Source organism: Thermogutta hypogea (assembly GCF_055386265.1).
Genome location: NZ_AP042425.1, coordinates 1,628,318 through 1,649,638, shown reverse-complemented (window position 1 = coordinate 1,649,638; position 21,321 = coordinate 1,628,318). Strand labels below are relative to the sequence as shown.

Below are 21,321 nucleotides of genomic sequence, written 5' to 3'. Positions count from 1 at the left end.
ATCAAAACGCGATCCCGGCATCGGAGGGCCTAAAAGATATCTCCGCCCTTCCTGTCTCGGTCTTCACCGACTGAAACCCTGTTCCCGATGCTTCTCGAGCAGCTCGGCCAAGGACTCTGCTTCCCGCGGAAACTGACCGAGCAGGTCCGTTGTCTCGCCGGGATCACGTTCGAGATTGTAAAGCTGGGCGTGGTACTCGGGATGATTTGCGAGCTGCGCTGCGGGTACCGGCGAGAACGGCTTGCCCTCGATGTACTTCCAAGGACCCCGACGGACGGCGAACACTCCTTTCGCGCTGTGAAGAATCAGCGAATCGCGAGGCGAGGCGGATTCCGGATCACGAAGCAAGGACAAGAAACTGACACTGTCCGGGGCCGGCATGCGTTCCGACTCGGCAGGGTCAATCGCACCGAGCGGTTCGCCGAGTAGCTCGGCCACGGTTGCGTAGACGTCGATCAAGCCGATCATGTGATCGCAACGCGTGCCGGCGGGTACGCACTGCGGCCAGCGCACCACAAACGGCACACGAAATCCGCCCTCCCAAATGGAGTGCTTTCCCCCGCGCCGGTCGCCGTTCACCTTCAGTCCTGCCTCGACGGCCCGCCGAATAGCGGGATTGCGATCGGCGGCTTGGGGATTGGCGGGAGGAAGGACGCCGCCGTTATCGCTCGTGAACAAAAAGAGGGTGTTATCTGCCGAGCCGCGATCTTCCACGGCCTTGAAGATTCTGCCCACGGTGAGGTCCAAATCGCGGATAAAGTCGGTGTATGGTCCGCCGGCGGTGCTTCCCGCCACGTCCGGAGAGGGTGTAATCGGCTCGTGCACGGCGGTTGCGGCGAGGTACAGAAAAAACGGTTCATCCCTGGGAACCAGTCCCAACCAAGCCAAGGCCTTGTCGGTAAGCACGGGCATATTGCGAGAGTCATCTCGCTTGGGTGCGTCCAATCCCAAGTACGTCGAACCGTAAAACGTGGTGCCGGGATTCGGATCTCGCTTGGCGGATCGAAGGCCGAATACTCTGTGATTCTCGATATAGACGCCGGTCAAGTCGCCGTTGTTCTGGGGAACGGCGAACTGATAATCGAAACCCAATTCCAACGGACCCGGCTTGAGCATCCCGGTGAAATCCACCGGCTTGACGCTGCCATAGCCCAAGTGCCACTTGCCGATCATGGCCGTATGATAACCATGCCGTTTCAGCAGCGAGGCAAGCGTCGGGCGATCCGTTTCGATGAGCAGCGGATCGAAGACGTTCGCGACTCCCTGTTTCAAGGCGGACCGCCAACAGTATCGCCCGGTGAGCAAGCCATAGCGCGTCGGCGTGCAGACCGAGGATGGTGTGTTGGCGTCGGTAAACCGCATCCCCTCGCGGGCAAGGCGGTCGATGTTGGGCGTCTGTACCAAATCGGCGGGCGCGCCTTGACATGCTAAACTGCCGTAGCCGAGATCGTCGGCCAAGATGATTACGATATTCGGTTTCGCAGGGGACGGGGACGAAGCCTGCGTCTCCACGGCAGGCAAGAATGCCAGTATCAAACAAAGGCTTACAACCAATGATCGCGGCGGCGAAAAAATGTGCCGTTTCATGCTTATGACTCCCAATCACGCGGTGTCGGGATTGCGGGCAAGGAACTCCGTCGGCACTCTCCCAAACCGGGAAAAGGATTGTGGGCAGGCGTGTAGTGCTCAATACGACGGTTGCCCCTCCTTCATGGCGCGATGTGCCTCGGGCGTATCGAGAGGGATGCCGGGATCTCCCTGTTCCTCAAGCCAGCGGTCCAATTCGTCGGAAAGGCGCGACATGACCGCAGCGTACCGCGGGTCTTCGGCCAGATTGTTCATCTCAAACGAATCGTCGGCCGTGCGGTACAATTCCTCGGCCGGTCGAGAAACGTATCGCTTTACAAGCCGGTACGTCCGCGGACTGTTCCAGGAAGAGCCGACCCAGGTCGGCCAGTAGGGATTGTTCAACGCCCCGCCTCCCTGAAGGCCCATGACGTGCTTTTCGATGTAGATCTCTTGAGGAGTCAGATTACGAATGTAGTGCCATTCGCCGTCGGAGACGGAGCGGATGGGATACGGCGGTCCCTCGGGAAAGTTGTTGTGTGCAAAATACACATAATCGCGGTGTTTTGGCTCCCGGCCAAGCAACGTCCCAAGAAAGCTGCGGCCGTCGAACGCCTCCAGTTCCGAATCCGATGCCCCTGCAAGCCGCAGCAGGGTCGGCAACCAATCCGCGTATTGGACGAGGGCCGCGGTTCGTTTCCCCTGGGGCACCTTGCCCGGCCATCGTGCCACCAAAGCCGTGTGCACGCCAAGGTCCCAGTTGGTCCATTTGCATCCGGGGAACTGCGCGCCTTGCTCGGACGTGAACAGAACCAGCGTGCTCTCTCGTAAACCGATTTCATCCAACAATTCGAGAATTGCTCCCACCTGCCCGTCCATGTAAGTAATCTCCGCCAGGTATGCCGCGAAATCCGCGCGCGTTTTCGGCGTGTCGGCGATATGCGGCGGGAGCTGGAGCCGGACCGTGGGGTATTGCGATGCGTCGCCCATCACCCAGGGTACGTGCGGCTCCACCAAAGCCACAACCAACGCGAACGGCTGATCCGGCCGCCGGGTCATGAACTCGCGGATCCCGGCCAAGTCATGCGGCGGGGTCGGATCGGCCGTGCAATTGGGGCAGAAACCGGGGACTTGCTCGAACGGGAAAACCTCTCGCGGTTCCACATGGACCTTCCCCGCCAGCCCCACGCGATACCCATACCGCCCCAGATGTTGCGGCATGCCGGCGATCGTTCGACGGGACGCCGAATGATTCCAGCAACAGCCGTTGCGCATCGGGTACAGGCCGGTATAAAGTTCGGCTCGGCAGGGTTGGCACATCGCCATGCTCAGATACGCGCGATCGTACACTAAGCCCTCTCGGGCCAGCCGATCGAGATGCGGCGTCCGGGCATTGCGACCCCCATAGATCGGCAAGTCGTTGTAGGTGCAGTCATCGGCCATGATGATGAGCACATTCGGACGAGCCTGCGGCGCTTGAGCAAGAGCGCCGCTGCACAACCCCAAGGTCGCGAAAACCGCCAGAAACCCTGTCGTTCGCATTGCCGGCCCTCAACGAAGCAAAAGGCAACGGAGCCTTCCACGGAGGGAAGGCTCCGCCGTCACACGATTCGTTGCAACTACCGATTCCACTTTTCATGCCGCCAAGGTGCGCACGGGTTAACGTTCCGCCGGAAAGTCCGGAACGCGATCCGTGAACGGCGCACAGCGGACCGCCGTCAACGATCTTGTTGCGATTCACGCCTCGTCGGCGGGCAATTCCAGGGTTTGCGTCTCGAGTCCGGCCAGCGACAGAACTCCATAGAGCACGAACCCGACGATGAACGCGGCGACCGGCGGGCACGGCACGTAGCTGGTTCCGATCACCAAATCGATGCCCCCCACCACAAAGCCCACGATCCACGAAATCCAACCCGCCGGATTGAATCCCGCGCGGGGACCCGCCCAACGTTTCCCGGCCAGCAGATAGTCGGCGGCCATGGCGCCGCACACCGGGCCGAATGAAGCACCGATGATCGTGAACACGCCCGCCGCATTCCCGGCGTAGCCGCTCAACACCAGCAGGATCGCCACCAGGGCGCCGATACCGCACGAGACGAACGGATTGACCTTCGGCAAGGTGGTCTTGAAACTGTTTGCGGCGATGAAACTGGAGAAGCAGGCCGGCGGAAATGCCGCGATGGCCAGCAGATACCAAAAGACGCCCGGCGCCGCCTCACCAAGACTGGGAGCAAGCTTGCTCATGATAGTTGATGTTTGCAGGACCGGGGGCTTGTCGAGCAGACCGGCGCCGGCGGCCCCCGCTGCAATCAGCAGAGACAGGCCTCCCGTCAGGATGATGGCTCCGGCAATGCCCACCAGGCCGCCCCATTTGACGTCGTTTTCGTCGCGATTGCCCATTCCGAAATCCACGCCGGCCGCTCCCGCCGTAGCGAAGAACCCCACGACATAGGTCGCGATCGCCACGAATACTCCCCACACGGTCAAAGCGTCGGCAGCCTTAGGTGCCTGCGCTGCCGGAGCTTCCTTCCCTGCTTCGCTTTGCGCGGCGGCAATCGCCGGTTCCTTGCCGGCCTCGACCAGCTTCTTGTGATCGAACTTAACAAGCCCGCCCACTGAGACGAGGGTCAAAACAATCAGGATGGTCAAGGGGAAGAGCGGCAAGTACGTTGCCACTCGCCCGACGTACTGAATTCCTTTTAGTCCCATGAATGTCGCCAAGACGATAAACGCTACGGCGACCACGGCATAGGTCGGGCTGCCGAAACCCACTCCGAAAGGCTTACATAACAAACCGGTGGTGAAGAAGGCGTTGACCGCCAACCATCCAAACTGCAAGCATCCCATCAGGAAGCCGGGCATGATGAAGCCGCCTTGGACACCGTAAGTCGAAGTCCCCACGATGTAAAGCGGCAAGCCCGTTTTCACCCCCAGTTTTCCAGGCACGAGATAAAAAAGGTAGTGGCACAACAAGGCGGAGACCACGAGGGCCAGAAGGGCGATTCCGACACCTTGCGACAGCGCCCCGCCGGCATTCAAGGGGATGCCGCTGTCTCTCACCAACTCTTTGATGACGGGCACCTGATGCCAAAACACGAACCAAAGAAAGATTCCCGCGTACGTCGGGGCGGTACTCGCATACCACGGCGTTCGACTCTCCTTTGGCACGGGCTTGGCCGACGCCACATAGTCCGGCAGCATTCCAGCCATTGCAATCCTCCTCATTCGTGGGGAAGTGTTACGGTAAGACGCAAACAGGACTTTTCTCGCGCGGGTCGGCCGCCGCAACGCAGGCGGTGAAAGTACTCATTGCAATAGGGATTGAGTATACCCAACGCCCGGCCGAAGTCCAGAACCATGATGAGGATTTTCCATAGCCTCAGGTTGTTCCGTCCGGCGCATGTTGCCTAAACAGCCAAGTCCCAAGCCGTGTTGACCGATTCACGGTCGGAACACTACCATGCTGAGGTCACGAAGACGGAATTCTCCCCTGGAAGCGGTGCGCACCTGGGATTCTCCACCGGGCTGTACCGCATTTCGCGCGGGTGGCTCCGTGGATTAGGTCCCTAAGTTGGGACATGGAATCAAGCGACGTATTCATGCGAACGGATAGGCGATGGCTCTGGATCGTCTTGATTGCGCTCGCGCTCTCGGTGCGACTGGGGGCTGCGGTCGCTTGGGATTGGCGATTTCAGGGCCGATTGGTTTTCGGCGACAGCCTAAGCTACTGGCATCTGGCGGGGGCGTTGGCCCGAGGTGAACCGTTTCGGTACGGAGAGTACGGCCGCGTCTTCCGAACGCCGGGCTATCCCCTGCTGTTGGCGCCCCTGTTCTTGATCTCCGGAGAGTCGCCCCCGCTTTTTCTGGGGCGGGCGGTGGGGGCAATTCTTGGCACGCTCGGAGTCATCGCCGCGGGTTGGCTTGGCAAGTTGCTGTGGGACGATCGCGTCGGTTGGTGTGCGGCTTTTTTGGCCGCCATCCATCCGGAGTGCGTGCTCTCTTCCGTGCCCCTCCTCAGTGAGGCTGCCTTCTGCCCGGTGTGGATTTTTCACCTTGCGTGCTTCGCCGCGCTGATGCGATTTGCGAAGCTACCCACCGCGTGGATCTGGGCGGCTTGTGCCGGGGCAACGGCCGGAATCGCCGTCTTGATTCGCCCCAGTGCGTTGCTGTGGTTGCCTTTCGCGTTTACTTTCCTGATTGTCGTCGATCGCAATGCCGTGCCTCTGCGGCTGCTCGCGCTGGTGGGGGGGACGGCCATCGTGGTTCTACTGCCTTGGTGGATCCGGAACTACGCCGTGACGGGCCGCTGGATCTTGACGACCACGCAGGTCGGGCCGAGCCTTTACGACGGTTGCCATCCAAACGCCGACGGCGGCAGCAATATGGATTTCATGACGGCCGCCGTGGCTGAAACCAAGCAACATCTGGGAGAAAGAGGGCACGACGCCCTCGCCGTGGAATTGGAGATGGACCGACGTCTCCGGCGAGAGGCCTTGCATTGGGCGTCGGAAAACCCCGATCAATTCCTGCGTTTGGCCGCGGTGAAGTTTCGCCGCTTTTGGAGTCCCATTCCTAATGAACGGGCCTTCAATACGGTCCCCGTCAATCTGGTGATGGCGGCGGGATTTTTGGTCGTACTGCTGCCGGCCGCGGCGGGGCTATTGCTGGGCCGATCGAGCCGGATCGCTTTCGTCACCTGTTGGTTGCCGGCGGTTTACTTCACCTTCTTGCACATCGTTTTCGTCAGCTCCGTGCGTTATCGCCAACCGGTCACGTTCGCCCTGATCGCCGCGGCGGCTCCCGTGCTCGTGCAGACGATCGACTACCTTCGACCAGGAGGGCGAAGGCCCGATAAGGCGAGAGGTCCCTCAGACCCGCCGAGGAATGAAAGCTAGCGCACTGACCCCGTGAAAAGAATTCGCAAGCAGAGAAGGCCGCTACTGACCGTGCTCCAATGGGCGGTAATCCTCCTGCCGATGCTGGTCGGAGGCGCGTATTTCTATTTGTTCCATCAAGTGGATTCCCTGCTGCGCGCCGAGATTGAACGGCAGTTTTCGGCCCGTTACCCCGACTTAGAACTCCGGCTGCGTTCGGCGGTTTGGATATCGGGAGAAGGAATTCAACTCAAGGGAATTCGCATCCGCGATCCACGCCTGGATTCGGAAGCGGGCGATATCTGCGAGATCGAGGAGGTCTTCATCGGATTCTCGGCCACGTTGGAAAGATTGTGGCAAGGCCGCGTCGCGGTCGATGTCGTTCGGGTGCGGCGTCCACGTGTCCGAGCCGTGGCTATCACGGCGACGAGGTGGAATTTCTCGTCGCTGTTGCCTTTGCCCCAGTTCAGCCGGAATCCGCCGCCCATAGAAATCGAGAGCGGTGCCGTGGAAATCCACGGTCCGCGAACGGGATGGGGCAGTCTCGCTTTGCGAGATATCGAGATGCGGATCTGGGGGGTACCCGGCGGCAACCAATCAGAAAGCTTGCCCGACCGGCACGTCCGACACTTGAGCGGTACGTTTACCGGCGACTTCTTGCGGCGCGTCAATATCGAAGGAACGATCAATCCGCACACTTTGCAGCTCAGCCTGCAAGGCACGGTGGATTCGTTGGAAGTGTCGCCCGAGTTCTGGGCCGCACTGCCCCAGCACATATCGCAACGGCTCCCCCTGCTGGCCAACCTTCGCGCTCAGGCGGTGTTCGGCTTCCGCGTCTTCTACGACGCGGCGGCGGCCGATCCGTTGCGGTTTGACCTCGCCGGTCGGTTTCTGCAAGGGCGCTGGGATGCGCCGCTCGCGGCTTATCCCTTCACGGATATCGCGGGCCGCTTTCGGATTACCGACGAGGGTGTGCGATTGGATGAGGTGCTGGCGGTTTCCGGCGGGACTCAGGTTCAGATTCGCGAGGCGGCGGCACGGTACGGCGAGACCATTCAGCCGCTCCTTCTGGATGCGACCGTCACGAACTTGAAAGTGGAGCCCGGCTTGAAACCCCTGTTGCCCGCCGCCGTGCAGCGGCAATGGTCGCAGCTTTTTCCCGCAGGTTTGGTCAATCTCAGCACGCGGCTGGAATGGGACGGCGTGCGGCCCCGAGGATATATCCGAATGGATTTGCTGGACGCATCCTTCGCGTATGCAGAGTTCCCCTATCGCCTACAAAAGGTACAAGGGGTCTTGCGTTTGGATTTGTCGGAAGACCGGCTGGACGTGAACCTCACGGCCCGGGCCGACAATCAGCCGGTGGAAATTCGCGGACACGTCCTGAATCCCCTGGGAACCTCGCAAACACGCCTGTCGGTTACGGGGCGAGGCATTCCCCTGACGGACCGCCTGTTTTCGGCCGTGCTGAATCCTGCTACACAGGATTTGCTGCGAGACTTGCATGCTGCGGGCAAGATCGATGTCTGGCTTGGAGTCGGCCAAGAGGCGCCGGGGGGACCGCCGCGTACTCAAATCCAGATCGATTTGCGGCAGTGTTCCGTCAAGTTCACCGGGTTCCCGCTCGCCATCTCCGATATTTCCGGCCGCATCGTAAAACGGGGCGATGTATGGGAATTTCAGGACCTGAGAGGGACGCACGGCGTCTCGCAAATTCAGGCTCATGGGAACCTGCTGCCGGATGAAAGAGGCTCGGTTTTCTCGCTGCGATTTAGCGGGCGGCAAATTCGCTTGGACAGCGATCTTCGTGATGCCTTGCCTAAGCAAGAATGGCGTCAGGTCTGGGACAGCTTGCGACCCGAGGGCTGCGTGGATGTCGCTGACGGGCTCTATGTTTACCGCAACTACGGCGGTAGCGAGATATCCTTCTCGGCCACGCCGAATGATAATCGCACCGCCCTGGAACCGGTGGCTTTCCCCTACCGCATGGAAAACCTCCAAGGGACGCTTCGATTCGAAAACGGGGTGGTCTTCGTGGAGAACCTCCGCGGCCGGCACGGAAGCTGTTCCTTTCAGGGGCGAGCGTTTTGCGAGACCAAGCCGGGCGGAGAGTGGCGATTGCGTCTGGACGACCTTTGGATCGATCGCCTGACGGTGGATCGCAACTTGATGGCGGCCCTGCCGGAATCGGTGAGCAACGGATTGGCTCGCCTCAACGTGGGCGGACCGATCAACCTGAGGGGAACGCTGGAAATAGGCCATCTACCGACGGTTGAGAGGGAGGCCCCGCCCGAGGCGGCGACCGTTCCATCCCAGCTTCGCGTGACCTGGAATGCGGCGGCGACTCTGGCCGGGAATTCGGCAGGTACGGAAGTCCCGCTGCAAAACATCCACGGAAATATCGCCTTGCGAGGTGCCTACTCCGCCGGGGATTTTGCCGCGGAGGGTGAGTTGGATTTGGATTCGCTGTCTTTCCGCGGAGTCCAATGCACCGCAGTTCAGGGCCCTTTCCGTCTGCAAAACGATAGGCTCTTGCTGGGGCATGTCCTCGGCCCGACGGCAGAGTCCGGACAGCCGTCGAAACCCCTGGAAGCCCGGCTTTGGGACGGGGTTCTTCGCGCCGGCGGCTGGATTCGTTTTCATCCCCAGCTCGAATATCAGTTCTCCGCATCTTTGAGCCGGGCCGATCTGCGCGTCGTGGCGCGCGATTATCAAGTGGATGCTCCCAACCTTCGGGGCGCGGTTTACGCCGCCGTTTCCCTTCAGGGGAAAGGGGCCGGCATTCAGGGCCTGACCGGTTACGGCAACTTCCAATTGAAGGACGCCGACATTTACGAACTGCCGTTGGTGGTGGCGTTATTGAAGATTCTCAGCATCCGCCGCCCGGATCGGACCGCCTTTCACGAATGTGAAGGCGGGTTTCAGATCGCCGGCAACCATTTGTATTGGGATCGCCTGATGTTTCGGGGCGACGCCGTCAGCCTTGTCGGCCAAGGCGAGATGGACTTCGACTCCAATTTACGATTGACGTTTCGTTCACTGTTGGGGCCGAATGAACTGAAAATCCCCGTTGTGAAGGAGGTCTTTCGGGGGGCCAGCGAGCAGATCATCCTGGTGCACGTGGGTGGAACGCTCAGGGATCCGCAAGTGCGGCGTGATCCCTTGCCCGGCGTGGGACAAGCGCTACAGTGGTTTCAAGGCGGTGAGCAGAACCTACCGCGATTGCGAGAAGTCGTACCTTTGATACCATAAAAGTCTCGGCCGACACCTATCGGTTTGCCGGCTCAGAACCTCAGCGCGGTTTCGGTCGAAGGATCGATCATCGTCGTAACAGGAACCGGCCCTTTTTCTGCGGAAATGGGGCCGCGCCGCCGTGATACGACGGTGTTAAGCCTTGTTCGATTTCGCGAATTCGAGGAGGTTGCCATGAGCATGGGACCGTTGGGACCCGTAGGAGCCGGCGCAGCGGGTTCGCCCTTGTCGCAGGTCCGAGCCGGCGATTCCGAGCGAGCCAAGGAAACGGCGGATCGGGATCGCACCCGGGCGGTCGACTTGAAAGCCGAACAGAGTGCCGGTGTGGGCCGGACGGATGGGGAGGATCACGAAACCGCCGAACGGGACGCCGACGGGCGGCGCCCTTGGGAAGCGTCACCGGTCTCGGAAGAGATCGCCCACGGAGACGACGAAACGCCTCAGGCGGTGTTGCCGCCCGATCCCGCCGGACAGAGTGGAAACCTGTTGGACGTCAGCGGTTGATCGTCGCCGCGGCCGATGGCGCGTGCGGTTTCCGCAACCTTCGCGATGCCCGAGTATCCCACGAATCCGGCGGTAAGGCCCTGAATCCCGGGCGACGATTCGGCGGCGTCTCAGCGAAACATCAGGCTTGGCATCGAGAGGTACATCATGCGATTCGTGAAGATGCACGGGGCGGGCAACGATTATGTTTACGTCGATTGTTTTCGAGAAACGCCGCCCCAATCGCCCGCGGAACTGGCCCCAAAAATCGCGGATCGGCATTTCGGCGTGGGGGGGGACGGCTTGATCTTGATCACTCCCTCGGATGCGGCTGATGCTCGCATGCGGATGTTCAATGCCGACGGGTCCGAGGCCGAGATGTGCGGCAACGGCGTGCGATGCGTCGCCAAGTACGTGTACGAGAGCGGAATCAGCCGTAACAATCCCCTCCGCATCGAGACGGGGCGCGGCGTGCTGGTCCTGGACCTCCTGCTTGAAAATGGCCGCGTGCAGAAGGTTCGGGTCAACATGGGTGAGCCGATCTTGAACCCCCGTGAAATCCCAACGACGCTAGCCGCGGGCTTGGATCGTGTCGTGGAATATCCCCTGCAAGTGGAGGGCACGACGCTATCCGTGACTTGCGTTTCGATGGGGAATCCGCATTGCGTGATTTTCGTCGAGGAATTGACCGATTCGTTGGTTCTCGGGCTGGGGCCTGTGATCGAGCGCCACCCGGCCTTTCCACACCGTGTGAATGTCGAATTCGTCCAGGTCGAATCCGCAGGGGCGGTTCGAGCACGGGTTTGGGAACGCGGTTCGGGGGAGACGCTTGCGTGCGGCACGGGTGCATGCGCGGTGTGTGTCGCGGGGGTCTTGACGGGCCGCACGGAGCGCCGCCTTGCCGTCCATCTACCCGGCGGCCTCTTGGAAATCGAATGGAGCGAGCAAGGGCACGTCTTTCTTACCGGTCCGGCGGTGGAGGTCTTTCGCGGCGATTGGCCCGATTGACGAAGCGCGCGGAGGAATCCTCGCCCATAGCCAGTTGTCGGCGCGCGGTTATCAACGGAGTCTTCGCGGACGGGAGAAAGCAAACGGTTCGGAGGCCGAGATGTCGATTCGAACGTTGGGTAGTCGTGCCGGGGTAACGGCCATCCTCATGGTTTTCAAAGCGTGGATGGGCACGGTGCAATATCGAGTGCTATACGAAGACCCCGGCATAGATCCTGTGTTTCCCGAGTGCGACGGCCCGAATATTTACGTGTTTTGGCACGAATATATCTTGTTTCCCTTCTACCTGCGGGGGCATTGCCACTTGACCATGCTGCTGTCCCGGCATCGCGACGCGGACTTGCTATCTCAGGCAGCCAAGAAGATGGGATTCGAGTTCGTTCGCGGATCCACGAAGCGAGGCGGGATGGAGGCCGTACGCAATATGATGGCGGCCGGCAAGACGCATCATTTGGCGATCACGCCCGACGGACCGCGCGGTCCCCGGCGGTGCATGGCGCCGGGCGCGATCTTCCTGGCCTCGCGACTGAATATGCCGATCGTGGCGCTGGGCTTCGGGTATGATCGGCCGTGGCGACTGAAGAGCTGGGACCGCTTTGCCGTTCCACGCCCCTTTTCCCGTGCGCGAGCGGTCACGAGTCGCGCTTGGCAAATTCCGCCGGATCTGGACCGAGAGGGCATCGAGGAACATCGCCGCCGGATCGAAAGCGAACTGAATCGGCTAACCGAGAGAGCGGAGCAATGGGCGAACGAAGGTATTCACATTCCCGGCGAAAGACCTCTGCGACGGCAAGGAGCGCACCATCCGCCGGTTCGGAATTGTCCAAGCACAACGGTACATCAAGAGCTGCGCGTATGCACGCCGCCGGTGGGAATCGACGGCGGAGACATGGGGGGCGATGTTCTTCAGAAGGCCCGCAAAATGACGGCTTAGCCGAGATCAGTACTCGGCATCGGTGTTGGACCGGCGTCGATCCTACCAACGCATGGAGATTCCGTACGTAGAACGGGAGCAGAATTCTCGTGGCCGACGCAGCGGATTTGAGAGATTCTCCGGCTGTTCTCACCGTGTCCGAAATCACCGCCATGATTCGGGGGGTCTTGGAGTCCGCCTTCGTATCACTCTGGATCGAGGGTGAGATCGCCGATATGGCACGCGCCCGATCGGGCCACATTTATTTCACGCTCAAGGATGAAGGGGCCCAACTGCCCTGCGTCTTGTGGGCGAGCACGGCCGGCACGGTCAGATTCCCGCTCGAGGACGGTCTCCGCGTCTTGTGTCGCGGTCGGCTGAGCGTGTATCCGCCGCACGGAAGATACCAGTTGGTCGTGCAAAGGGTGTCGCCTGCCGGAATCGGATCCCTGGAGCTGGCGCTGCGTCGGCTCAAGGAAAAGCTGGCGAAAGAGGGACTCTTCGCGGCGGAACGCAAACGCGCTTTGCCGCCTTTTCCCCGCACGATTGCGGTCGTGACCAGCCCGAGCGGCGCGGCCGTCCACGATTTCCTGACCGCGCTGCGAGATCGTCTGACCACAGCGGACATCGTCATCGTGCCGGTTCGCGTACAGGGCGAAGAAGCATCGGAAGAGATCGCTCACGCCTTGCATTGGGTGAACAGTTGGAGGGCGTCGCCCGATTGCATCGTCCTCACCCGAGGCGGCGGAAGCTTGGAAGACTTGGCCGCTTTCAACTCCGAGGCCGTCGTTCGGGCCATTGCCGCATCAGGCATCCCCGTGGTTTCCGCCGTGGGACACGAGATCGACGTCACCCTGGCCGATTTGGCGGCTGATGTGCGGGCATTGACCCCGACGGACGCCGCACAGCGCGTCTTGCCCGCGAAAAGCGAAGTCTTGGAGCGGCTGATGGTCGCGGGGCATCGACTGTTCGGGGCGATGCGCGGGCGGTTGCGGACCGAGAGATGGCGATTAGACTCGCTGGCGAGGCATCCGGCGTTTGTCCGTCCGTTCGATCGAATCCGGGCCGCGGCGCAACGCGTCGATCAATGGGATGTGCGGCTGGCGCTGGCCGTCCGCCGATTTCAGGAACAGGCCGTGCAGCGTTGGCGGGCCGCCGCGGAACGCTTGGAATCGCTCAGCCCGCTTGCCATTCTCGGGCGGGGTTACACCGTAACACAGGACGTGGAAACCGGTCGTCCCTTGCGCAGTTCCGCGGAGATTGCGCCGGGAATGCGGCTGCGGACGATCTTCGCTCAGGGGTGGGCATTGAGCCGGGTCGAAGCGGCCGCCGATTCTCGAGAACAAGCCAGGGAATAAAGGCCGTAGGTTCGCTCGGACGAGCATCGGCCCGAGGGTCGTCGATTTCACGCCCGAGAGAGGAATTCGCCGCTTCGGGTATCGATCTTCACTACTTCGCCTTGGGCCATGTACTCCGGCACTTGCACGACGTAGCCGGTCTCCAATTTGGCGGGCTTGGTCCGCCCCGTGGCCGACGCTCCGCGGATGTAGGGATCGCACTCCACGATTTGCAACTCCACGGCCACCGGCAATTCCACGCCCACGCATTCGCCCTCATAGATCAGAGCGAAGATGCCCTCCAAGCCCTCCTTCAAATAGTTGATCTCATCCGCCAAGTCGTCTCTGGCCAGCGAATATTGGTTGTAGTCGCGCGAGTCGAGAAAGTGAACGTGCGAGGCGTCGGCATACATGTACGTGACAGGGCGTTTCTCGAAGTCCGCCTCGTCCAAACCTTCCGTGCCCTTGAGGTTGATATCGACTTTCTGCTTGGTGATCAGGTTTCGGGCGCGAAACTTGTACAAGGTCGCCGCCCCGCGTGCCGACGGAGTCTGCACTTGCATCGATTCGATCAGACACGGCGCACCTTGATACCGAACGATGGTTCCGCGTTTGATGTCTTTAGCCAACATGTTGTTTCCCTCAGTGGTTCCTTCCTCGTCGGCGGCCCATGTTGCAGAAAGACCGCCGCGGTCCGTGGCACGGTGAACGGTCCGTTGAATCGCAGGGTTGGGAGGCCGGGCCTCGGGGACTATTCTCCCCGCGTCGGCGGGCGGTTTTCCTTCACGAAGTGACGCACAAGCTTATATTACCACGCCGGATTGAGGATCGACCGCGACCCCCTTGGTCAGGCGCGACAATTCGCCCAACACGAGGATCAGAGCGCTCGGATCGAAAAGTTCCTCCCCCGGCCCTTCCCCGGCGTCGTCCTCATCCACGATCTGTTCGAAATGGAGGACATCGAAGCGTCCGTCGCAGTCCAAGATTCGTTGCAGTTCGTTTCGTTCATCCGGCTGCAAATCGGCTCGCGAAAGCTCGCTTACCAACTTCGCGGCCTCTTCGCGGATTTCGCTGCCGCAGATGTAGGCCACATCCATGGCGGCGTGATTGCCGGGAGCGACCACGGTCAAGGATTCGAAGTATCCGCGTTCATCGGCCTGCGGGTTGGAAAGCTCCAAACCGGCGTCCAAGGCTTCCAGGGCCTGGACCACGTGTTTGAGTTGCGGGCGATGGTCCCGATGAAAATAGACGAAACAGGTTTCTCGCCATTGATAATCGGGATGCTGAAACATCGACATGGTGCCGGGTTCCCCGAACCGGAATTGCCTGAACCCCATCGAGCCGAGATGCGCGGAACGAACCTGGCCGCAACCCAAGCGCAAGCCAAAGCTTGCCGCGGCGCTGTCGGACGCCGTGATCGTTAGGATTCCACGTTCTCAACGGACAAAAGCTATTGTATCGCTTCGGGCTGGAAGGGTAATGACCCTCCCGAAGGGGCAAACGTTCCGTTTCGAGGCCTCTCCTTTCAACCGCCCAGTTGTGCCGAACGTTCGGCGGCGGCCTGGACGGCGGCGAAAACCGCGCCGCGAAATCCGGCCGATTCCATGGCGACAAGTCCCGCGATGGTTGTTCCGCCGGGACTGGTCACTTGCTCCTTGAGGAGGGATGGCGGAGATCCCGTCACCAGGACCATTTCCGCGGCCCCCTTGAGCGTCTGTGCAGCGAGCAGGCATGCGGTGTCGCGCGGCAGACCGTGCCGGACCCCGGCGTCCGCCATCGCTTCGATCATCACATACGCGAAAGCCGGCCCCGATCCGGATAGAGCCGTGACGGCGTCCATCAAGCGCTCTTCCACACGGACGGCCGCGCCGACCGCCGACAAAAGGTCCCCGACGAGTCTCCCGTCGTCTTCCGTGGCATACGAGCCGAGGGCATAGGCAGCCGCCCCTTGACCGACCAAGCACGGCGTGTTCGGCATGACGCGAACCACACGGCAGGAATTCCCCAGGGAAGATTCCATTTTTGCCAAAGAGACACCGGCCGCAATCGACACGATGAGCTGATTTGAGGAGACCCGCCCCGCCAATTCCTTGAGCAGGTCGGTCATGGACTGCGGCTTAACGGCTAGGAAGATCACCTCTTGCCGCTGTACCACCTCCAAGTTATTCGCGGTTACCGCAGCTCCCGTCGCCGCACGGAAGCGCTCCCTCGCCGCCGCGGAGACATCCGACGCCATCAGCGAATCGGGCGTGACGACGCCTTTCTTGAGGAAACCTTCGGCAAGGGCCTGCGCCATGCGGCCTGCGCCGATGAACCCAATCCGTTTCGTGCTCATTTTCTCGTGCCTCGGATTCCCTACAAAGACGATCCAAGCGAGCCGGTGAACGCTTCGGCTCTCGCCGGAGACGCACCACTTGCACGGACGGCACAACCTGCTCCGTCTCCCGGGCGGGGTCGTGCGGCAACCACCACCGCATTGTGCTGCCCTTGCCTGCCCCGACGGCATAAGGTCGCACACCCAGAGCGATTCTCAGCCATCCCGTGGAAACAGTCGGCGAATCGGCGCATCATTGTCCGCGTCGCACGTGGAATCGATACTCGCCCGCCCTCGCGGACAAAACACGATAGTGGGCCTCTTGCCGGATCACTTCCACACCTGAGGCATGTTCCAGCGGCTGCCCGTCCAGGGTAACCGCATCCGATCCCGTGGCGGGAACACAGACCGTCGCCGAGACGTTCGCCGGTACGACGACGTGCCAACTCAGGCCGTCATCTTCCCGCCGCCATTCGCTGACGATCTCGCCGCAGATCGACCCGTAACGCGCATCGACAAAATCCAGCCCCGGACCGAGATGCGGCCGCAGCACGATTTTCCGGAAGCCGGGCCCGTCCGTGTCGATGCCCCCCACATACTGGAACAGCCACTGTCCGACCGCGCCGAAAGCGTAATGGGCGAAGCTGTTCATCCCCGGGTCTTGAAAACCTTTCTCGGGCGTCCAACCATCCCATCTCTCCCAGATGGAGGTCGCACCGTGCTTGATCGAGAAACCCCAAGATGGGAACGTGTCGTTCAAGAGCAGACGGTAAGCGACGCCGGTTCGGCCGAAATCGGAGAGCGTCGGCATCAAGTAGGCCGTGCCGACAAACCCGGTCGAAAGGTGATGGTCGCGTTGCGCGATGTCGTCGACCAAATACCGCACCGCGTTTTCCCGCAGGCTTTCGGGAAGAAGACCGAAACGTAGCGCCAGCACATAGCAGGTTTGAGTGTTTCCTTGGACGCGACCGTCTTCGGAGACATAGGCCTTTTGAAATGCTTGGCGAATCTCTTCATAGAGACGCATATACTCCGCAGCCTTGTCTTTCATCCCGAGGGCAGCGGCCGCTTCCGCGGTGAGCCGCGTGCTATAGGCGAAAAAGGCCGTAGCCAGTACGTCCTTGGGCGTGTCGGCGTTGATCGAAAGCCAATCCCCGTAACCTTCGGCGGGGCGCAAAAGGCCTTGGCTGTGCGTGCGGCAATAGGCGATCCATCGCTCCATGGCGTCAAAATGCTCTTCCAGAACCCGTCGGTCGGCGTACACCTGATGGATGGTCCAAGGGCACACCGTTCCCGCGTCGGCCCACGCCGCCGTACCGCCTCCCATGGCGACGATCCGCGGGGCCACGTCGGGAAAATCACCCTCGGGGCCTTGCGCGTCTTCCAAATCGCGAAGCCATTTCGTGAAGAATGCCGCCACATCCGCGTTGTAGCTCGCCGCTCGGATGAATACCTCGGCATCACCCGTCCACCCCAAGCGCTCATCCCGCTGCGGGCAATCGGTGGGCACGGAGATGAAGTTGGCTCGCTGCGTCCAAACGATGTTCCTGAAGAGTTGATTGACCATGGGGTTGGAACAGGTGAACGAGCCGACCAGGGGGATATCCGAGTTGACGGCCAAGCCCGTGACGGCGTCTTTTCCCGGCCGTCCCGGATAGCCCGTCACCTCGACGTAACGAAAACCGTGGAAGGTAAATCGCGGCTGCCAAGTCTCGACCCCCTCTCCGGAAAGGATGTAGGTATCCGTCGCCCGCGCGGAACGCAGGTTCGTGGTGTAAATCGTTCCATCCGGGTTCAAGACCTCCGCGAAACGCATACGAACGCGGGTGCCGGCGGGACCTTGCACCTTCAATCGTGCGAAACCGGCGAAATTCTGGCCCAAATCGAAGACGAATACGCCGGGTTGCGGCTCGGCGATCGATTGGGTGGGGACCTCGCCGGTGATGAGAACGGGCACCCCCGGCTGTGCCTCCAGCCTCGCCGGGACGTCCGAGGCGGCGACGGCGGGCTTCCAGTCCGCGTCATTGAAGTTCGGCTCGCTCCAACCCGGCATTCGCAAGCGCACATCGTAGGTCTCGCCGGCAAGGAATTCCGCCTCGATCTCCGGACCGAAGGAGAACTTCCAGGACTCGTCCGTCACCACGACCGTACGAGAACCGTCCGCCAATTCCAGCTCGAGCTGCAACCAAATCTTGGGATCCTTCCCGTACAGAAAGGCCTGCTTGAACCAGCCGATGTGGCCTGAATACCAGCCCGGTGCTAATGTCGCGCCGATTGCGTTCTTGCCTTGAGCTACCAAAGCGGTCACGTCGTAAGTGTTGTAATAAACGCGCTTGTTGTAGTCGGTCCATCCCGGCGGAAAGAGGTCCGGGACGGCGTCCTTCCCGTTCAATTCCACGTCGAACAACCCTAAGGCACTCGCATAAAGCGTCGCCTTGCGGACCGGCTGATCGACGGCGAATTCCTTGCGAAACAGTCCCGTCGCCAAGATTCTCGCGGCGGGATCCTCTTGCGAAGGATTGTCCAAAGCCGGGTGGTACAAGGTCTCCGGGGCCTGAATCCATTGTGCTTGCCGATCCGCATTTTCGAGCAAACCCATGGTCCACAAGGCAGGTCGGCTGTATTCGGTGACTGCGCCGTCCGCATCCCAAATCCGGACTTTCCAGTGGCATTCCGTTCGCGACGCGAGCGGAAGACCGCCGTATTCGATCTGATTCGTCAGCGAAGATTCCACCCGGCCGGAATCCCAGAGATCGCCCTCATTCCGATCCAGTTTCTCGCGGCTGGAGGCCACCAACACCTGGTAAGCGGTTTGGCACGCACCGCGGCGGATATCTCGCATGATCCAGCTTAACCGCGGCCGTGCCACGTCGATGCCCAGCGGATCCACGCGGTACTCGCAGCGCAACTGCTCGAGCCGAGCGGGACTCGTGGCCCCTGGGGCCTCCTCCGCGAGAACCCGGGCACCGCCTAGCAGCGCCCCCACGCAAACCCCAAGGACGGTCGCAACCCGAGTCTTTGTGCTTGTCGGCATTTCTGTATCTCCATGATCCGGAAGTCTTCCGCGTTGCCGCGGCAATCTTCGGCCTCACTCCGTGATTGCCGGGAACCACGGACCTTCACGCGTCCGCTTACGAGTAATTGTTCGCAGATCCGCTCAACCCGTGCTTGCCCGAGCACGCTCACGATTCACGACGTACAGCGTGCCAAAAACGAAATAGACGATCGCCAAGTACAGGAGCGACGGCTTGATCGTCGCCGGCTCCATGTAGCCGAGGAAGGAAATGATCGCAAACCCCAAGCTGGCCACGAGGCACAAGGCGGCTCCCGCCCCAAAGGCGAAAGTAGCCAAACCGGCGGAGCGTCTTGCGGCGGGCGGCCCGGTCACCGTTTGCGGTTGATCGCCGGATGGAGCGGATCCCGAGGATGCATCGTCCGCTTCCCCGACATGCTTGGAGGCACCGGCGAGAAACGCCAAGATCAGGTAGACCAGGGCGGTTAGGAACCAAACGGGCACGGCCAGGAAAAAGAGGTGAATCCATCCTGTCCGCCACCCAATGATCGCCAAGGCCAAACCGGCCGCCCAGGCGATCACGGCCGGGACGTTCACCAGTTGTCCGCGCTTGGAAGACCAATATCGCTGCCAACCCAGGAGCGGGAATATCCAATGTTCCACAACCACGATCGCGCCGACGGGCATCAACAAGATCCCGTAGACGCCGACGAAATCGAGCAGATACAGGAACACGAACGGGAAGCATGCAATGGTCGTTGTGACGATTCCGGCGAGGAGCGTGACGAGCCATCGCGGCCAATTGGGCGTGATGACTTGCAAGGCCAGGCCGGCGCGATAGAGCGTGGGATTGGACGTCGTCCAGCCGGCGATGATGACGGCGATCGCGCCCGCCCAACCGAGAGACAAAAAGGCGACTTGCCCGGAGTCCAGCATCATCAGCGGCGTAGCGGTGAGTCGGGCCGCTGCGGCACCCATGATGCCGGCACAGATCCAGGCCAGATAGTGCCCCAAGAACATGCCCAGGCTGGAGTACAACCCGTACCACGAGCTTTTCGCGAATCGAAAAATCGCCATATCGGACAGCCCGATGTGCATGGCCAAATTGCAGATCCAGGCGAAGGCCGCGATGTGCCAAAAACCGATATGAGTTACCGCGGAAAGAATCGTTCCCCGAACGTCGGCCGTGAAATCCTGGAGGGGAACGAAGTTGTCGTTGCAAATGGTGCCCGGCCGTGTCTTCGGTCGCACATAGCGGACCAACTGAGGATCGGTCACCCCCTCCGCATGGAGCACAAGGATGCGTTCGATGATGGGAGGCGGAAGCGGAACATTGATGGGTTGAGGCACGAAGGGCGGCAGCGGCGGGGACTGCGGAACCGGCTGCGGTTCCGCGGCTTCCGCAGCCTCCTTCGCGGCGTCCTCCGTGTTTTCTGCCGTCGGTGAAACCTGCCCGCCCGCATCGCTCGGGTCCGCGGACGTCGCATCGGAGACTGCGGGAGCGGATGCATCCTCTTCCTCGTTGCCCGATCGCCGTGCGTTACGGCGACGCGATTCCTCGGCTTGAGCGATGATGGCCTGGGCTTGCCCGGCAAAGGCCGGGTCCATGGTCATGCTCAAGTCGGCCTCGCCGTAAATGTTCTCCACGCGGGCCTTAGCCGCTACGAACACGGCTGTTTTCGGGTCCGCATCGGCTGAGAGGAAAAAGCCGGGCAGCTCAGGACCGGTGGGATCTTGCTCGTAGGCCTGATGCGGGGAATCGCCCTCAGAAAGCACCAACAGGCGATCACCCAGATTGGCCAGATGAAGCACCACCTCTTTCCCTTTTCTATCCTCCGTGGGACGGGTTTCGATGGCACTCACCGCCGGACCGGGACCGGTCCAAATACGTGATTCGGCCACCGTCCAAAAATTCTTCAAAGTCGAGACATGCCCCACTTGCGGCATGGCCATGACGGCCCCGCAGACGAACATCAGCAGCATCCAGGGGGAACACACAACGGCGAATTGCGCCAAACGTTTGAATCCTAAAATTGCCAGCGTCACCACGACCGCCCCGACGCCGATGACGACGAAGATGAATCCGGTATCTTGCGGAAACCAACCGGTTTGCGGCGCAATACCGAAGGGTATCCGGACGGCGGACGCTGCGACCGTGATCATGCAACCCGCCAAGATGCAATAAAGGACGGCGTTTAGCAGATTGTATAAGACCGTTACCACGGGACCGGCGATTTGCCGCAGATACCAATACAGAGTCAATCGTGTCTGGACGGCGATCGGGGCGCAGATCGCCGTCCAGGAGAGAACCGCCAACAGGTTTCCGATCAATAGGCCGACGACCACGTCGTACACCTTCGCCCCCCAAATCACGAAGAGGGCACCGATCACGAATTCCGTGGCCGCCACATGTTCGCCCGCGAAAAGGCCGGCGAAATAACGCCCGCCGTGCAGTTTGTCGGGCGTGACCGCTTGTCGCTCAAACTCGTTGAGCTTGTCGAGTCGCTGAAATACTCCCTGCCCTTTTGGTGGGTTATCATTCAACGCCATTTCTCGTCTCC

General features: G+C 61.1%; 15 protein-coding genes. 6 read left to right on the top strand and 9 right to left on the bottom strand.

Going from position 1 to position 21,321, the window contains the following annotated elements; translation table 11 throughout:
* Positions 1 to 63: 63 nt before the first annotated feature.
* The 4 genes from ACZ5B4_RS05970 to ACZ5B4_RS05955 form a co-directional block, all read right to left on the bottom strand.
* Positions 64 to 1,587 (bottom strand): sulfatase family protein, encoded by a 1,524-nt coding sequence (locus ACZ5B4_RS05970; RefSeq protein ID WP_464913519.1) that lies wholly within the window; start codon positions 1,585 to 1,587, stop codon positions 64 to 66.
* A 99-nt stretch (positions 1,588 to 1,686) separates the two neighbouring features.
* Positions 1,687 to 3,108, bottom strand: a complete 1,422-nt coding sequence (locus ACZ5B4_RS05965) for a sulfatase family protein (protein ID WP_464913518.1) — start codon at positions 3,106 to 3,108, stop codon at positions 1,687 to 1,689.
* Positions 3,109 to 3,303: 195 nt separating this feature from the next.
* Positions 3,304 to 4,776: a purine-cytosine permease family protein gene (locus tag ACZ5B4_RS05960; RefSeq protein ID WP_464913517.1), complete on the bottom strand. Its 1,473-nt coding sequence runs from the start codon at positions 4,774 to 4,776 to the stop codon at positions 3,304 to 3,306.
* 11 nt (positions 4,777 to 4,787) lie between these two features.
* Positions 4,788 to 4,925, bottom strand: coding sequence for a hypothetical protein (locus tag ACZ5B4_RS05955; protein ID WP_464913516.1), 138 nt, complete (start codon positions 4,923 to 4,925; stop codon positions 4,788 to 4,790).
* A gap of 240 nt (positions 4,926 to 5,165) precedes the next feature.
* Here ACZ5B4_RS05955 and ACZ5B4_RS05950 point away from each other — a divergent pair, with 240 nt between their 5' ends.
* The 6 genes from ACZ5B4_RS05950 to xseA all read left to right on the top strand — a co-directional run bounded on the left by ACZ5B4_RS05950 (position 5,166) and on the right by xseA (position 13,454).
* Complete coding sequence (locus ACZ5B4_RS05950) at positions 5,166 to 6,461, top strand: ArnT family glycosyltransferase (protein ID WP_464913515.1); 1,296 nt, start codon at positions 5,166 to 5,168, stop codon at positions 6,459 to 6,461.
* A 12-nt stretch (positions 6,462 to 6,473) separates the two neighbouring features.
* The gene (locus tag ACZ5B4_RS05945) at positions 6,474 to 9,692 is read left to right on the top strand and encodes a hypothetical protein (RefSeq protein WP_464913514.1); all 3,219 of its coding nucleotides are present in this window, start codon (positions 6,474 to 6,476) and stop codon (positions 9,690 to 9,692) included.
* Positions 9,693 to 9,866: 174 nt separating this feature from the next.
* Complete coding sequence (locus ACZ5B4_RS05940) at positions 9,867 to 10,196, top strand: hypothetical protein (RefSeq protein WP_464913513.1); 330 nt, start codon at positions 9,867 to 9,869, stop codon at positions 10,194 to 10,196.
* A 147-nt stretch (positions 10,197 to 10,343) separates the two neighbouring features.
* On the top strand, positions 10,344 to 11,183 hold the full coding sequence (gene dapF, locus ACZ5B4_RS05935; RefSeq protein WP_464913512.1) for a diaminopimelate epimerase: 840 nt from the start codon (positions 10,344 to 10,346) through the stop codon (positions 11,181 to 11,183).
* A 100-nt stretch (positions 11,184 to 11,283) separates the two neighbouring features.
* Positions 11,284 to 12,117 carry a lysophospholipid acyltransferase family protein gene (locus ACZ5B4_RS05930; RefSeq protein WP_464913511.1) on the top strand — a complete coding sequence of 278 codons (834 nt, stop codon included), beginning with the start codon at positions 11,284 to 11,286 and terminating at the stop codon, positions 12,115 to 12,117.
* Positions 12,118 to 12,206: 89 nt separating this feature from the next.
* On the top strand, positions 12,207 to 13,454 hold the full coding sequence (gene xseA / locus ACZ5B4_RS05925) for an exodeoxyribonuclease VII large subunit (protein ID WP_464913510.1): 1,248 nt from the start codon (positions 12,207 to 12,209) through the stop codon (positions 13,452 to 13,454).
* A gap of 47 nt (positions 13,455 to 13,501) precedes the next feature.
* Here the strand turns inward: xseA and ACZ5B4_RS05920 are convergent, their stop codons facing one another.
* The 5 genes from ACZ5B4_RS05920 to ACZ5B4_RS05900 form a co-directional block, all read right to left on the bottom strand.
* On the bottom strand, positions 13,502 to 14,065 hold the full coding sequence (locus ACZ5B4_RS05920) for an elongation factor P (RefSeq protein ID WP_464913509.1): 564 nt from the start codon (positions 14,063 to 14,065) through the stop codon (positions 13,502 to 13,504).
* Positions 14,066 to 14,236: 171 nt separating this feature from the next.
* Positions 14,237 to 14,731, bottom strand: a complete 495-nt coding sequence (locus ACZ5B4_RS05915) for a hypothetical protein (RefSeq protein ID WP_464913508.1) — start codon at positions 14,729 to 14,731, stop codon at positions 14,237 to 14,239.
* 227 nt (positions 14,732 to 14,958) lie between these two features.
* Positions 14,959 to 15,768, bottom strand: coding sequence for a pyrroline-5-carboxylate reductase (proC, locus tag ACZ5B4_RS05910; RefSeq protein WP_464913507.1), 810 nt, complete (start codon positions 15,766 to 15,768; stop codon positions 14,959 to 14,961).
* Between the two features lie 232 nt (positions 15,769 to 16,000).
* Complete coding sequence (locus ACZ5B4_RS05905; RefSeq protein ID WP_464913506.1) at positions 16,001 to 18,781, bottom strand: family 78 glycoside hydrolase catalytic domain; 2,781 nt, start codon at positions 18,779 to 18,781, stop codon at positions 16,001 to 16,003.
* Positions 18,782 to 18,904: 123 nt separating this feature from the next.
* Positions 18,905 to 21,310 carry a purine-cytosine permease family protein gene (locus ACZ5B4_RS05900; protein ID WP_464913505.1) on the bottom strand — a complete coding sequence of 802 codons (2,406 nt, stop codon included), beginning with the start codon at positions 21,308 to 21,310 and terminating at the stop codon, positions 18,905 to 18,907.
* Positions 21,311 to 21,321: the final 11 nt, after the last annotated feature.

What these genes read in the sequence shown, in the direction of transcription:
- ACZ5B4_RS05970 (WP_464913519.1), bottom strand. Translation starts at nt 1,587, where the DNA reads ATGAAACGGCACATTTTTTCGCCGCCGCGATCATTGGTTGTAAGCCTT.
- ACZ5B4_RS05965 (WP_464913518.1), bottom strand. Translation starts at nt 3,108, where the DNA reads ATGCGAACGACAGGGTTTCTGGCGGTTTTCGCGACCTTGGGGTTGTGC.
- ACZ5B4_RS05960 (WP_464913517.1), bottom strand. Translation starts at nt 4,776, where the DNA reads ATGGCTGGAATGCTGCCGGACTATGTGGCGTCGGCCAAGCCCGTGCCA.
- ACZ5B4_RS05955 (WP_464913516.1), bottom strand. Translation starts at nt 4,925, where the DNA reads ATGGTTCTGGACTTCGGCCGGGCGTTGGGTATACTCAATCCCTATTGC.
- ACZ5B4_RS05950 (WP_464913515.1), top strand. Translation starts at nt 5,166, where the DNA reads ATGCGAACGGATAGGCGATGGCTCTGGATCGTCTTGATTGCGCTCGCG.
- ACZ5B4_RS05940 (WP_464913513.1), top strand. Translation starts at nt 9,867, where the DNA reads ATGAGCATGGGACCGTTGGGACCCGTAGGAGCCGGCGCAGCGGGTTCG.
- dapF (WP_464913512.1), top strand. Translation starts at nt 10,344, where the DNA reads ATGCGATTCGTGAAGATGCACGGGGCGGGCAACGATTATGTTTACGTC.
- ACZ5B4_RS05930 (WP_464913511.1), top strand. Translation starts at nt 11,284, where the DNA reads ATGTCGATTCGAACGTTGGGTAGTCGTGCCGGGGTAACGGCCATCCTC.
- ACZ5B4_RS05920 (WP_464913509.1), bottom strand. Translation starts at nt 14,065, where the DNA reads ATGTTGGCTAAAGACATCAAACGCGGAACCATCGTTCGGTATCAAGGT.
- ACZ5B4_RS05915 (WP_464913508.1), bottom strand. Translation starts at nt 14,731, where the DNA reads ATGTCGATGTTTCAGCATCCCGATTATCAATGGCGAGAAACCTGTTTC.
- proC (WP_464913507.1), bottom strand. Translation starts at nt 15,768, where the DNA reads ATGAGCACGAAACGGATTGGGTTCATCGGCGCAGGCCGCATGGCGCAG.
- ACZ5B4_RS05905 (WP_464913506.1), bottom strand. Translation starts at nt 18,781, where the DNA reads ATGCCGACAAGCACAAAGACTCGGGTTGCGACCGTCCTTGGGGTTTGC.
- ACZ5B4_RS05900 (WP_464913505.1), bottom strand. Translation starts at nt 21,310, where the DNA reads ATGGCGTTGAATGATAACCCACCAAAAGGGCAGGGAGTATTTCAGCGA.